Source organism: Undibacterium sp. KW1, from assembly GCF_009937955.1.
GTDB lineage: Bacteria > Pseudomonadota > Gammaproteobacteria > Burkholderiales > Burkholderiaceae_D > Undibacterium.
The window spans coordinates 4,510,129-4,524,375 of record NZ_AP018439.1; the positions used below are offsets into that span (position 1 = coordinate 4,510,129).

Consider the following 14,247-nt stretch of genomic DNA (forward strand, 5'->3'; position numbering starts at 1 on the left):
GCTACTCTTCCCAGTTTGTCGTACAGGGTACGGACGATCATGTCGCTGGCACTGGCGGTCACAGGAATGACGCTGACGTTGGTGGGTGCTGATGCATTGCCAGTTTGTACTACCTGGCCTTTGAGTTGCTGGAACTGGGCATCTGTCAGCGCATTGGCACGGGCGATAGTTTGTACACGCTGACCTGCTACGTTGTAGATGTATTGGGTGACTTCTCCCTTGCCATTGACATCGGCCTGGAGGTTGCCTGCGGCATCGTAGATGTGCAGTTGTTCTACACCTGTCGGGTCTTTGGCGTAGACCAGACGGCCCAGGGCATCATAGCCGTAGCTGGTGGTGAGTTCACCACCGAGAGTGCTGCTGAGCAGGTGGCCCTGGTTGTCGTAGACCTGGGTGTCAATGCGGCCACTGGCGTTGTGCTGGACGATTTTGTGGTTGGCGTCGTCGTATTCAGTGTAGCTGGTCTTTTGCAGGGCATCGGTGGTGCTGGTCTGGCGGCCCAGACCGTCGTAGGTGTAGCTGGTCTGGTTGTTGAGGGCATCGACTGTCATCAGCAGTTTGCCTGCAACATCGTAGGTGTACCGGGTGATGCTTTGGCTGCCGTCAGCTACGCCTGTGCCATCAGCATTGATCTTGGCGTAGGTGGTGGTGGTGCTGAGCTGGCCACGGGTGTTGTAACTGTAGTCGCTGCGGGTGGTGTTGCTTTGGACCTGGGAGGTGCTCCAGCTTTGCAGTTGGCCCAGTGTCAGTGGGTCGTTCGTTCCTAGTCCGGCTACGGGGTAGTTGGCGTTGGTGTAGTGGATGTCGGCGATCTTTTGGCCTGCGCTGTCATAGCGTTGTTCAGTGACAGTACCTGTAGCACTGATCTGGAAGCGTAACTGGCCGGGCAGGCCGTAGACGAAGCGGGTGCTTTGTGGGCCTGTGGACTGGTTGGCACCTGCTGCGGGGGTCAGGGTGCTGAGGATCAGGTCGCCATTGACGTCGTAGGTGTTGTCGGTGCGATTACCGGCTACATCGGTTTTGCTGAGCAGGTGGCCGGCTGTGTCGTAGGTGTAGCTGGTGACATTGCCTTGGGCATCGGTGAGGCTGGTGATGTTGCCTGCGCCATCGTAGCCGTAGCGCTGGGTGCTTGTCTGGCCGTTGGCTGCGGGTGCGGTGATGCTGTCGAAGCGTTTGTCTGCGGTGAGGGTGTAGACGGTGACATTGCCAAAGGTGTCGGTGACTTTGGTCTGACGGTTGACGGTGTCGTAGTCGAATTTGGTGACGTTGTTGTAGGCATCGGTGATGCTGGCGACGCGGGCTTCTCCATCAACAGTAACGTAGGTAAATTTCTGGTAACTGCCATCGGTCTGGGTGATGCTGTCGATGAGTTTACTAGTTCCCACATAGGTGTAGGTGGTGGCATAGACTTTGCCATCAGCGATGCTGGCGTCTTCTGGACTTAAGTCGAGCAGGACCTGGCTCAGGCGGTTTTGAGCATCGTAGGTGTAGCGGGTGTTGCTGGTGACTTTGCCATCGGCGGCGACAATGCGTTCCTGGCTCAGGTTGTTGCCTGTGTAGATAAATTCTACTGCTTCGCCATTGGCGTTGGTGATTTTAGAGAGCCGTTCGCCATTGTAGCTGTAGGTGGTGACATTGCCGCTGGTGTCGCTGGCTGTGGCCAACTTCCACATGTAGCCATTGCCACTTTGATAGGTTTCTGTCTGGTGAGTGGTCGTGTTGGTCCAGGTCCAGGTCGTGCCATCGCTGCTTAAGGTGTCGAACTGGCCACTACCTTGGGCTGCCACATAAAGTTGCCGACTACTGTCATAGACATATTGTACGGCGCTGCCGTCTTGTCCTGCGCGTTCAACTTCACTGCCTGCGGTGTTCAATGTGCCGGTCAGGTTGGTGATACGGCGATAGCCATTGAGCCACCAAGCGTCGCCGTTGTCGTCGGACATTTTGCCCTGGCTATTATAGGTACGTAAGATAGAAACATCGTCACCACGACCTACCAGTACAGCATCATTGTCTTGTATCACAACGTTGCCGGTTGCTACGTTCACATAGGTTTTTTCACCTGCCTTGTTTGATCCTGATTGCCCCAAATTCCCGCGCTCGCCCAAAGGAGCCAATGAAGCCTGATTCAATCCAACGCCATTTCCGCCTACGATAGCAACCATGTGATTTCCTAATATGTTTTATTCAATTGTTTGTTTGACAGGAGTAACTGACTCAACCGCCGTCGTTCAGTGCAATAGTCCAAACATTTGAAGAATTGTTTAGGTAAAATCGAAAATAATTGGCATATCCGTTGATTATTTTTATATATCTTGATTTTTATTATAAAAATAAGTCTAATTTCAAAAATATCCTGAATAAATGATGGTCACTTTATTTTTAAAAAACTTGCTTTTTATTTATTTAAATGCCAAAAGCTCGTGAAATAACTCTGTGGAGGCCCATTTAAATGTGCTGACATCTCCATTTGTTGGCTAGAATGACGCCCGTGTTTGCACATTTGCCGCAATAATTTTTGGGAATAAAATCGATGAATACTGCACCTACTCTAGGCTTTGATGACATCTTGCAAGAGGCGTTGCGGGTCAGTCAGGCGAATGATGGGCCTGCCGCGATCAGTTTGTTTCAGCAGGCATTGACGCTCAATCCAGGGTCAGCGACAACTTATTGTCTGCTTGGGGCTGAGTACATTACGCTTGGTCAGGTCGCTGAGAGTGAGGCGGCCTATGCAAATGCGTTGGTACTGGCGCCGCAATTCCATGTAGCTCGGTTTCAGTTGGGGTTATTGCAGTTCACTTCGGCAAGGGTAGCCGTTGCATTGCTGACCTGGCAGCCTTTACTGGATTTGCAGGATGATAATGCGTTGAAGTTATTTGTGATGGGCTTTGCGCATATGGCGCAAGATGATTTTGAAGTAGCCATCAATTACTTTGAACGCGGCATCATGCTTAATACAGATATTCCACCTTTAAATACTGATATTCAACGCGTGATTGCAGATATCAAAGGTCTGGAAGATAAGCCTCTATTAACCACAGCGAACCAAGCTAATGCTACACCCACTCCCGCTGCAGTTGAAGACGGTGGCCAAAACGAAGAAGATGCAAATGTGCATTTCTTGCTTTCGAATTACCAACAGCAAGGGCCTTTGCATTGAGTAGCTTAGCTATTGAAACTCAAAAGCACAATGGACTTTAAGTGAGCAATCTTCTCACTCTTCAGCCAACATGAATTGAAGTAATACCTGGCTGTTATAAACATTGGCACCCGTTGCGACTACGCTGTATCAATTCGGTCTTGCTGCCCACACCAATGTGCCCCTTCATGTCGAAGTGCCATTGACTCCCTTTTTGGTCTGATGCATTTATGAATCACGCCCTCCATCTTTATTCTTGGTCGAAGACGGGGCGGCGATGATGGCGGCATCAACGATAGTGCCGGCCGACACTTTCATCCAACGTTCTTGCAAATGATGCCCCACTTCCACAAAGATCTACATGTCGAGAGCATGACTATCCAGTAAATGACGAAATTTGCAAACCGTTGTTTAATCGAGAACAGGTTCACTAAGATCTACGCCGATAAAACTATGCATGGAAACTTATTCGTATAAAGCATCTTCGACGGCTGGATCAGACAAGTTGAACCATTGCTGCAGGAAGTAGATCCGAAACTTACGTTCTACACCCACTGGTGGAAGTTCGTTTTCAGCCTTCGGATAATAAGGCTCAACCAGCTCATGCAGCATTGACCACGGCACAACCTGATTCAACTCATATAGAAATACTGCTCGCTTCGTCGTCATGGCGTAGGGTTCAAAGCTTCCATGGGCAAAGGTAGTCTGTTTCATGGGTTCAAGCAATGACAGGGGACATGCTTCTATTAACGCTTCTGAATCAGGTTGCTTTTACTTAATCAGAGATTCCGTAGAAATCATTTTAGATAGCTGAGAAAAGCAAATATTTCGATTGAATCTCCCCAAAAAATGGGGAAACAATGGCGTCAGGCAGGAATTCAAATATTTCTTCAAATTATCCAAAAAAATTGGAATTTAATGCTTTTGAATAAGAAAAAAAATCTTTTTTTTTACATAAGTCATTGATTCTAATGAATATATTTTAAAAATTACCAGTTGCAGTAAACGTCACTTTGATGCATGATGTCGCCTACTGATTTTAGGCAGCATCATGGAAACAATTCTAGGCAATGAGCTTCGAAAGCAAAGAACAAGCACCAAAGTCACCTTGAGACAGGTAGCCAACATCGTCGGATGTACTGCTCCTTACCTGCATCGTATTGAAGCTGGTTGTTGCGCGCCTACTGATCAGGCTTTCTTAATAAAACTGGCTCAAGCCCTTATGCTTAATCATAAAGAGCAATGCCAATTTATTGAGTATGCGAGTGAATCTCAGCGAACCATTCGCATATCCAAAGCTGTCGGTGCAGAAGCATTAAGAATCATCAATCAAACTGCACGCAATCTGGAAATGCTAGAGCAAGAAGATTTGCAGAAGATAGAACAGATATTGAATAATGCTCGTCAAAAATGAAAGGTAAAAAATGAAATCAAAGTAAATTAGTGAGACTAAAAGGCTAAAAAAAAACCTCCGTTGGGGAACAGAGGTTTTTTGGGTGATTACAACTTAAAAACTTTGGTAGTTTTAAGTTCACTGTACAACTTACACGTTGCCTTGTCAAGCAACGTGTAAGCTTGTCTTTCTTCGTCCCTCAGAAAATATCAAAATCGGATTTCATTTCCGAGGTGCAATCACGCTCCTCGCTCCGATAAATAGCATATGCATCAGAAATCCTACATTTAAAAAGCAGGTGTCATCAGGATCATGAAAAAGAAAATATTAGCCAGAAAAATTCTTTTACCAACATTCACTTTTACTGAACTCAGCGAAGTACAAAACCAGAATACATCATTGGTTCAGCTAAAAAAAATTGCTTCTTTCGATTCATATCACGTACGTCATAAAAAAAATTTACCGGCAATCGGGAGTACTAATTTAAATCTGAACTGGACGAACTCAAATTTCAACTTATTCCCAGTTGTGCTAGATAAAAGCGGTGCTCCGTGGGCCGAGGCAATGATTTTCTTAATTTCGCAGATTGAAGAACGAAATGCGCCTGCGATGTCAACATTTGCAAGCATAGCCGATTCGCTCACTGCATATCGCCGGTTCATCGATGAAAGTGAAATTGATTGGACTATCTTTCCATCCAACAAAATGCGACGACCAACATATATCTACCATGGGACACTGAAACTAAGTGTTGCGGCAGGCGAGATTCAGCTGTCAACAGCCAAACGTAGAATTGGCGTAGTGATCTCATTTTATGAATGGCTTATTGCTGAGAAAGTCCTGACTCCCGCCTTTGCACCTTGGAAAGAAACCGACAAATATGTGCAATTGACAGATGGCAATGGATTCAGATTCTCAAAAAAAATAATATCCAGAGACGTTTCGTTTAAAACGCAAACGCAAATTGATCCATACGATCAAAAAATTACTGATGGTGGCAAGTTAAGGCCGCTTCCGGTAAGTGAACAAGAATGGCTAATTGACGCTCTGCTTGCCTCTGGAAACACAGAAATGCTTTTAATTCATCTACTTGGCATAACAACAGGCGCAAGAATTCAGTCAATTCTGACTATGAGAATCAAACATTTAAATATCGAAATAAATGAAAAAACAAATACAGATGTACGACTAAAAATAGGACCAGGCACCGGTGTAGACACAAAAAACGACAAAGCACTAGTACTACATATCCCAACGTGGTTTTACAAAATGCTCAAGGTTTATTCAAAAAGTCCAAGGGCAACGCGCCGAAGAAAATTATCAAAGGCAGGAGACCACGAAAATCAATATATATTTTTAAGTCAACGGGGTGAATCTTTTTATTCAAGCAAACTAGACTACAAGGAATTCAATGAAAAAAGCAAGATCAGATATTTAAAAACTGGGCAAGCGATCAGGCAGTTCATCAAAGAAAAAATTATTCCATTCATTCGGAAGAAATATGACGCTCCAGATTTTCACTTTCAATTTCATGACACCAGAGCGACCTTTGGAATGAATATGACAGACAGTCAATTAGCACTTGTCGCGAATAAGAAAATAACTTTACATCAGGCTAGGGAATTTGTGAAAGCAAGATTGGGGCATAGCTCTACAGCTACAACAGATAACACTAGTGTCCCAACGTTTCTCATAGTAGAGACATCTGTTTTGGTTGATTTTCGTCATTGAGATTTCCCGATGGCGGCGTAAGTAATTGATTTATTGGTGTTGTTTCAAACATGGTGAGGCTCAGGATTTGTAGAATCTCGTAAAGACTGTGAGGCAAATGCAGACGTTTTTTGACGATAGCGATGAGTACATAAGTACAGACCGCGATCCATATTTGCGTCTTCACGGCATTCTCGCTGGTTCCCAGGAAGGTTTTGATACGGAAATGTTGCTTGATCCACTTGAAGAACAATTCGACCTGCCAACGCTGCTTGTAAAGCGCTGCGATCATCTCCGGTTTGAGAGTGAAATTGTTGGTCAAAAAAATGATGCGTTCCCCAGTGTCGTCCTTGACGACGACACGACGCAAAGTTGCCGGGTAGTCCTTGCTTGCGTAGAAGAGCGGGAGTACGCCCGTTTGATCGCAGATAACGCTGCTCGTCGCCCGATCGACTGGCTGCGAATACCGACGCTTGAACTTGGTATTGCTTTTTGCTCTCGTGACAAAGAAGGCGTCCGCCGCATGCAGCCTGTGCAATCGGGCGAAGTCCAGGTAGCCGCGATCCATCAGGTAATAAGCTCCTGGCTCGATGACCAGATCGTCGAGAATATTGACCTCGTGGGTCTTGCCGTCGGTGATATGAATGAAGCTGGGAATAGAACCGCGCAGGTCCAGCAGTGTATGCAATTTGATGGCCGCCTTGGCGGATCGGAAAGGTGCCCAGGGATACACAGACAAACAAAGATCGATGGTGGTGGCATCGAACGCATAGACCGTTGCATCGAGGTCCACGCCAAATGGTTCGCTGGCGTACAACGGGCGTGCTACCGCAATCAGGTGCTGCGCCAGATCGGCGTAAATTTGCCAGGGGCGCGTTGCATTTGCATTGGCCAGCGTATTGCGGGAAATCGTCGCGCAGCGAAATCCCATGTGGTACAGCCGATGGGGCTGGGCGCGCAAATTGACCTCGATATCGCGCAACGATTCCCGATAGGTCAACTGCGCAAAGGCCATGGCGAAGAATTGATCCAGACAGGAAAAATCCTTGACCTTGTGTTCGCCCCTGTGGGCTGCCACACATCGTCGAAAAGTGGTCAGTGGCAAATACGTCATGACCTGCGAGAAAACGAGTTTGCCCTGATGCATAGGAGCCTTTGGCGGATATCCGCAAAAAGCTCCAATTCTGCGCCTCGACGTTCAAATCGAGACCAGATAAAAACATCATTTTATGCAAACAAATCATTGACTTACAAACCCCTGATGTGAAAACGTTGGGACACTAGTGAACAGATAAGTATCTTCAATATAAGAGCAATTTAAATTTAATGAAAAGTATCAATGTTGAATACGACAACCATCTACAAACTTTAATAAAAGAATTCATTTCTTCCGGCTTATGAAATTTCAGAATAGAACGATTGCTGTGCTTGAATTGCCGCTTCCTCAACAAACTTTAGTCCTTCGTCCCGAAGCGGTCATTATTAAATTCCCTGGGGGAAGGACGTCCGATGTTGGCTCACTTTGCTTTCAAAAAAGACGTGAAATAACAGTCAAGAAAATGGCGAAACGCAGAACTATCAAAGGAAGAGAAGTAGAACTTCAATCCATCAATAGCGATCGCATTTTGGTAATTAGAAAATTAATACTCTATGCGTCAGATGCGCTTCTGATTGGTGGGAAGAGACCTGAAACTGTTCGGAATTCCGTAAACAGATTTGTGACTTTTGTAGATTGGGTAGATCAAAATAACTATCAAGATTCATTCAAAAACGCGGAGAATATCAAGTCAACTTTTCGTGCATATGTTCAGCACTTACGCGAGCGAGTAAAGCTAAGTTCAATTTCTATAAATGGTGCATTTTCTCAGCAAATTTCAATATCACGAACACTGGAAGAAATTTGTCAGATAGAAGACCTGACTCGGGGAATAAATTCTTTAAAAAGAAATCACCAATCGCAAGTTATAACACGCCCTCCAAGCGAAGAAGCGCAAGGAAAAATTCTTAGCTTATGCACAGTACTATTTGAAGAGCTGTCTTCCTTTTTAATAGATTTCAAACAGTACCCCTTCGAAATTCCGATGCCTTCTTATTTAAACTATTTGAATAATAAATTATGGATATTTCCAACAAACCCAGCCTTCCTAAAAAAAAACAAAGGCAAAAGGGAGAATTATGCCTACAAATATGCCGAAGGCAGGATAGCTACATTTGAAGAGCTTAGAAATTCCCCGGACCATCTAAAGAAGTCAACACCAGCCATTAAATTAATGTTGGAAACAGCAATTCTTCAAATCAGGAAAAGCAACTCAAACGGACACAATATACACAGGGTAATTCAAGGCTTCAATGCTTTAAATTACTTCCTCGTGCTATTCGTAGCAGAGACTGGCATGAACTGGGCACAAGTACAGAATCTTACATGGTCAGAAGACTATGAAGTGAAAAGTGAGAATCAGTTTTTTAGAACAATTAAATGGCGTGCAGATAATCGAATTGTGTTTTTTGAGTTACCAATTTCCTTCATGCCAAGGTTTAAAAAATTTCTAAAATTGCGCGAATTCCTATTAAACGGACAAACATGCAAATGGTTGTTTTTCCACAGAGGAAGTCACAGAGATGAAGATCCGCAACAAATCAAATTTAGATTAAGCAACTCCTACCAAATCCTAAAAAACATTGATCCAAATATAGAGCCGATCACGACGCGACAGTGGAGAGCTGCGAAGAGCGACTGGCTAATTCGAAATACCGACCCAGCAACGTCAGCAGCAGTGCTGCAGAATACTGAAAAAACTGTACTCGCTTCCTATCTTGCAGGCTCCCCTGTCACGCAAATGGAAGAGATTACGAAATTTCTTGACGGCGTTTCGCAAATTGTGGAAAGGGAAGAAAATGCATTGCCACTATCAACAAGTCGGTCTGTTGGAAGCTGCGTTGAATATGGAAAACCACAAAGTATTAATTTTGAGACTACTACTACAACGAACTGCAGGAATGTTGAAGGATGCTTTTTCTGCAGAAATTTTAGAATTCATCAAGATGAAAGAGATATTAGAAAGCTAGTTAGTTGTCGCTATTGCCTGCAAGAATTTGCAAAATCTTCAGGTGGAAATGTGCTCCCAAATAGTATTTTATTCGCGACACTGAATCGCGTCGATGAAATTCTGAGTGAAATCGCAAAAAAAAACACGATTTTGGTATCGAAAATAGTATGGGAAGTTGAAGAACAAGGAGAACTTGATCAGTACTGGGCAAGTAAACTTGAAATGTTAATGGCACTCGGAATAGTATTATGAAGAAAATTTTTGAACCTAAATTGACGATGTCCGTTACCGCTGTCCCACCGGACTCATTCGAAAGTTTAGATTATCAATCACCCTGCCCTGATTTCGTAGTTAGTCGCAATCTTGATGGCTCCATCGCCTCGATATACGGAGATTTAATTTGGGATTACACGGCGTACGAGCCAAGCACCAGACCAAGCGTGCTTAACTTTATATTTTGGAAAACGGGGAAAATAACCAACAGAAGAATTCAGTTAACTTTAGAGACGCGATATATAATTTTCTCATTAATATGGCTGCGCTCAGGCAATCCGTTGAGCAACGGCACGTTAAGAAATTACACAATCGTTGTCAACGAACTGGCTCGCTATTCTGAAATAAAAAATATTACGATATGCAATCTTCTCGCGGAAGAAAAGTCACTCTGGGATTTTGTAAATTCTCAAAAATCAGGTTGGTTAGTCGAAACATTTACCTCAATGATCAAGATGTTAGCTAACACTATTGAGATTGATAAACGAATGAAGGTTGTTAGTGGGAAAATTCTCCGTCTCCTGCGCCAACGAGGAATTCAGTACAGGAGGACCCTCAATCAACATGCACCGATTCCGACTCGGATTTATTCAGAATTTATAGCACGTCTAAAAACGGAAATAATAAATTGGAAGAAAATTGAAGAGCAAATGCTACTAGCTATAGAAACATGCTCGGAAAACCGGTCTCAAAGAAAAAAAGATAAATTTGGCAATCAAAAATATACGCCAATTTCGCAGCTTATTAATCAAGTTTGCTTAGACTATTTATTTGAAAACGATCTTGATTGCAATGTTAAAAGCCTATCGAAAATTATTACAGAAATGCAGTTAGTCTCAAAATTAACTATTCAAGTTTTTTCTGGAATGCGTGACAACGAGGCATTTACTTTGCCCTACGACTGTCTTGAAGAATCCTATGCCAATGGGATAAAACATTTTTTCATACGTGGAAACACTACAAAATTTAATAATGGGAGACAAGTGCAAACACGATGGGTAACTAATCTTGATGGAGCAGATGCAATAAAAATTGCGCAAAGAATCGCGCTAACCATATATAAAAAACTGGGTATTGATCCCACTGGTCAGTCACAAAAAAAGAATGAAATCCCGCTCTTTATTTCCGCAGGCCATCTACCACTAGCAACTCTTTCGCCAAAGCGAAAAAATGGTCAGTTGCAGCCAACGAAAATTGCTTTTTCCCGGTTGTCAGCCCTTAGAGAAAAGCTTATTCCAAAAATACAAGAATCTGACATCCTCGAATTAGAGGAAATAGATCAGCACAGGTCTTGGAGATCTGAAGAAAAATTTCAAATCGGAATTCTCTGGCATTTTTGCTCCCATCAACTCAGGCGCTCACTTGCTCTATATGCACAACGTTCTGGACTCGTATCTCTATCATCACTTCGCAGACAATTGCAGCACATTACCAACGAAATGTCACAATACTACGCCAAAGGGTCTGCGTTTGCGAAAGATCTTATTGGTGACGATAAAGATCACTTTGGACTAGTTTGGCAAAGAACTCAACCAGAGTCCGCAGGACTTAGCTATATAAAAAATGTGCTTCTAAGTGAAGAAATGCTAGTCGGGGGTCATGCATCTTGGGTCAAAAATCAAAATATGAAATCAAATGCGGTGCTTGCCGTTGACAGAGATCTTACAATGCTCCGCTTTAAAAAAGGTGAAATGGCTTACACAGAGACTATTGTCGGTGGATGCACAAATATTGATGCATGCAAGCACCCAGCACTTGATTGGTTAAACTTTGAATGTTTAGCTAGCAATTGCAAGAACCTGGTTTGCGATCCAAGGAAACTGGATCGTGTCATTTCAGCGCATAAAAAGTTCCTGATCTCATTGGATCCTAACACTGTTGAATATCGAACCGAAAAGTCAAATCTAGAAGCGCTTCAGAAAATGTACGCAATTACTCAAACTCCTTAAGAAAGCTGATATGAATAACGACCCAATATCAGAGTATTTTGAAGCCCTGGAGCGGTTAAAGGCAGGCTGCCCAATACACGTTAAACTCGGCACAAAGATTACCAACGATGCAGTCGCGCTAGAAGCTGGACGTGGAAAAGGTAGTATAAAAAAATCTAGATCGTCATTTTTGGAATTAATTTCTGCTATAGACTCGGCAGCAAAGCAACAAGCAAAAGAGCCAAATTATCAGAAAGAAAAAATGATGAAATATAAAAACAACGCGAACGACTTCAGGATAGAACTTGAGGCAGCGCTAGGAAGAGAAATATCGTTGCTCTACGAAATCTATGAATTGAAAAAACAATTGGCCAAACTGACAGGCCAAAACATTATTCCTATTCGTCCGCAATAGTAGCTAAAATGCAGTAGTAGCAATCTGATCTGACAGCTAACCTATTTGAAGTTGGTGGTTGCCAGATCAAAATCAGATAGCTGATATTGTGATTTTATCGCACCACACCACCTTCAATAAATCAGTGTTTGCACAAAACACATTTTCCCCGGATGCGCTTGTTCTACGTCGAAACACGTTAAGCTTTCATCCAGGTCATGCTTCAGTTAATCCGTGAATCGATATCTTTTTCGTCTGAAAGCAACCTGATAATTTTGTTGTTGTATAGTTTTTTTGAAACACTCACAAATACCATTCATCTGAGGATGATACAGCTTAGTTTTAGTGCGTTCAATCTCACATCGCGTCAGGTGCAACTGACCGTCATGCGTTTCTGTTCAGCCGCAATATTCCGTTCTCCAGCCTGTCAAAACACAAATTAGGCCTATTCCTTGCACTAAGTTATGCGCATTTGGTATCGCAGGGGCTATATCAGATAGTTGCACCAAAAAAAGACAGATTCAATATCTAATTTTAATAGCCTAGTACTTGCATAGAGTAGTATTGTCCATCAAATATTACTTGTGTTTCACTTAAAAAACCGTTTACTTGCGAGTACCATTTCATGCAGCAGCGCATAGGGCTGGCTGTTAACCAGGGTGGTGAATTCTTTCCAGTTACAGATTTCTATGTTACCGGCAAATTCAACGGGGTAGCCATGCTCTTGCAGCCATTGTGCAGAAGGATGGTGTTGCGCACCAAAGGCGCGGTAAGTGCCACTGGAAACATAGATGCTGACCTTGCGCAAACCGGCCTGAGCCTGGGTGGGCAACTTATTGAGTTTGCTCAGTTGGTCATTCAATGCACTGATGAAGGCAGACCTGGATGCAGCATCTGCCGTTTGCAAGCCCTGGTCAAACATCAGTGTCCAGCCATCGGTCTGACTTTTCTGATAGGTGGGGGCAGCATGCGCACGGGAAGTACTCAACAAGAGTAAAGCGGGACAAAACAGTAGCGCCCGGCGGCGGCTGTTGATGTGGGCGATGGGCATGAAATTGGTCTGTTGTATGTTGAGTATGAATACATCAGCAGGATTAAAACATGCCCGCCCGCAATGGCGCAAGCGCATGCGCCATGGCTACAAACAGGGACAGATCAGCGGCGGTGCGGTGCCCAGTAGCCTTCCCTGAAATGCCAGGAATGGCCTACCTGCTCCCAGTGATGCCCGACCCAGTAATGGCCAGCACGTGGTGCCGACCAATAACCACGGTGCCATACATGGCGGCCACCTTCCCAGAACCAGGCGCCGCCTATCCAGATATATCCGGGACTGGGCGCGACGCCTATGACTTCGGCATATGGGGCAGGCGGCGCAGCTTGCACCACGACCACGCCAGGTGCATAGGCAGGCTGGGCATACACCGGCTGAACCACGGGTACAGGCTGAACCACAGGCACGGGTTGCGCGTGATAATAAGGACGTGGTGCCACGACACAGCCTGTCATGGCGGTGGCAGCGGCCAGGGCAGCCAGAGTAAGAGGGATTGCTTTCATTTTTATAACTCCAGTTTGATAGGCGCATGGTGACGCACCAAGCACACAGGCATGCTCCAGGCTGCCTTGTGTAGAGTTAACGACTATCTTAAAAACCATGTTGACCGGGTTTTGTAATGATTTGTAGCAGCCAGATTGCAAGGCCGTAGCACCGGTAAGCAAATGAAACAACCCTGCGCAAGAAAAGCGCTTGCCCGCATGCGCTTTGTATTGCACACTTTATATTGCACACTTTATATTCCACCCTGCCCGGCCCCACAAAATCATCTACCTGGAGACATCATGCGTATCAACAAAAACTTCGCCATTGCCGCTGCATTTTTTGCAGGCCTGATTGCCTCACCCCTGATGCAGCATATGGTCAGCGATGCCTATGCCGATGCGCCTGGCCTGACTGCCAGCATCACAGATTTGCTGGCGATCAAGCATGATGACTTGCCCAAGACTGGCAATCCAGATTTGAATGCCCGCCCTCTGGTGGTCACGGACAATGCCACGGTCGGCATACAATCCGGCAATGTTGCCAAGCACATCCACCCGCAGACTGACGAAATCCAGTACATCATCGAAGGCAGCGGCAGCATGTGGCTGGGCAAAGAGCGCAAAGACTTCAAACCTGGCAGCCTCATCGTCATCCCCAAAGGCACAGCCCACGCTGGCAGCATCGTCAGCAACGGCCCGGTGAAAGCCATCGCCATCAAGATCCCGCCTCAGGGCAAGACGGATACGGTGTTTGTGGATTGATGTTTGATGGCAGCAGTTAATTGACAGTAGTTTGTTAACAGCAGCCTGCCACAATTCATAGGGTG

The 14,247-nt window shown here is 44.8% G+C and carries 11 protein-coding genes and 1 pseudogene (1 of these 12 only partly in view); 7 read left to right on the forward strand and 5 right to left on the reverse strand.

All coding sequences use genetic code 11. The annotated features are described in order from the left end of the window. Positions 1–2,165 carry the start of a DUF4214 domain-containing protein gene (locus UNDKW_RS20185; protein WP_162060169.1) on the reverse strand. The gene continues 25,249 nt to the left of window position 1, outside the view, so only the first 2,165 of its 27,414 coding nucleotides appear in the window; the start codon lies at positions 2,163–2,165; its stop codon lies beyond the left edge, outside the window. Positions 2,166–2,533: 368 nt separating this feature from the next. Between UNDKW_RS20185 and UNDKW_RS20190 the strand changes: the two genes are divergently transcribed. Beyond that, on the forward strand, positions 2,534–3,160 hold the full coding sequence (locus UNDKW_RS20190) for a hypothetical protein (protein ID WP_162060170.1): 627 nt from the start codon (positions 2,534–2,536) through the stop codon (positions 3,158–3,160). A gap of 57 nt (positions 3,161–3,217) precedes the next feature. On the opposite strand, the pseudogene UNDKW_RS30610 reads toward UNDKW_RS20190, so the two are convergent. Next, positions 3,218–3,853, reverse strand: a pseudogene (locus UNDKW_RS30610) (IS5 family transposase); the annotation flags it as partial. A gap of 337 nt (positions 3,854–4,190) precedes the next feature. Between UNDKW_RS30610 and UNDKW_RS20200 the strand changes: the two are divergent. Together UNDKW_RS20200 and UNDKW_RS20205 are read left to right on the forward strand one after the other, a co-directional pair. After that, positions 4,191–4,553: a helix-turn-helix domain-containing protein gene (locus UNDKW_RS20200; RefSeq protein WP_162060172.1), complete on the forward strand. Its 363-nt coding sequence runs from the start codon at positions 4,191–4,193 to the stop codon at positions 4,551–4,553. A 291-nt stretch (positions 4,554–4,844) separates the two neighbouring features. Next, on the forward strand, positions 4,845–6,263 hold the full coding sequence (locus UNDKW_RS20205; RefSeq protein ID WP_162060173.1) for an integrase: 1,419 nt from the start codon (positions 4,845–4,847) through the stop codon (positions 6,261–6,263). On the opposite strand, the gene UNDKW_RS20210 is transcribed toward UNDKW_RS20205, so the two are convergent. Next, positions 6,223–7,389: an IS4 family transposase gene (locus UNDKW_RS20210; RefSeq protein WP_162060174.1), complete on the reverse strand. Its 1,167-nt coding sequence runs from the start codon at positions 7,387–7,389 to the stop codon at positions 6,223–6,225. The two genes, UNDKW_RS20205 and UNDKW_RS20210, sit on opposite strands and share 41 nt — an antisense overlap. 250 nt (positions 7,390–7,639) lie before the next feature. On the opposite strand from UNDKW_RS20210, the gene UNDKW_RS20215 reads away from it, so the two are divergent. The 3 genes from UNDKW_RS20215 to UNDKW_RS20225 are packed head-to-tail and all read left to right on the forward strand — an operon-like array spanning position 7,640 to position 11,905. Next, a complete protein-coding gene (locus tag UNDKW_RS20215) occupies positions 7,640–9,541 on the forward strand; it encodes a hypothetical protein (RefSeq protein WP_162060175.1) in 1,902 nt (633 codons plus the stop codon). Beyond that, positions 9,538–11,511, forward strand: a complete 1,974-nt coding sequence (locus UNDKW_RS20220; protein ID WP_162060176.1) for an integrase — start codon at positions 9,538–9,540, stop codon at positions 11,509–11,511. Before UNDKW_RS20215 ends, UNDKW_RS20220 begins: the two co-directional genes overlap by 4 nt. Before the next feature lie 10 nt (positions 11,512–11,521). Then, positions 11,522–11,905, forward strand: coding sequence for a hypothetical protein (locus tag UNDKW_RS20225; protein WP_162060177.1), 384 nt, complete (start codon positions 11,522–11,524; stop codon positions 11,903–11,905). Positions 11,906–12,473: 568 nt separating this feature from the next. Here UNDKW_RS20225 and UNDKW_RS20230 read toward each other — a convergent pair. Both UNDKW_RS20230 and UNDKW_RS20235 read right to left on the reverse strand, forming a co-directional pair. Next, complete coding sequence (locus UNDKW_RS20230; RefSeq protein ID WP_162060178.1) at positions 12,474–13,013, reverse strand: hypothetical protein; 540 nt, start codon at positions 13,011–13,013, stop codon at positions 12,474–12,476. A gap of 26 nt (positions 13,014–13,039) precedes the next feature. After that, positions 13,040–13,438 (reverse strand): hypothetical protein, encoded by a 399-nt coding sequence (locus tag UNDKW_RS20235; protein WP_232063059.1) that lies wholly within the window; start codon positions 13,436–13,438, stop codon positions 13,040–13,042. 282 nt (positions 13,439–13,720) lie between these two features. On the opposite strand from UNDKW_RS20235, the gene UNDKW_RS20240 reads away from it, so the two are divergent. Continuing rightward, positions 13,721–14,182: a cupin domain-containing protein gene (locus UNDKW_RS20240; protein ID WP_162060179.1), complete on the forward strand. Its 462-nt coding sequence runs from the start codon at positions 13,721–13,723 to the stop codon at positions 14,180–14,182. The last annotated feature ends 65 nt before the right edge of the window (positions 14,183–14,247 follow it).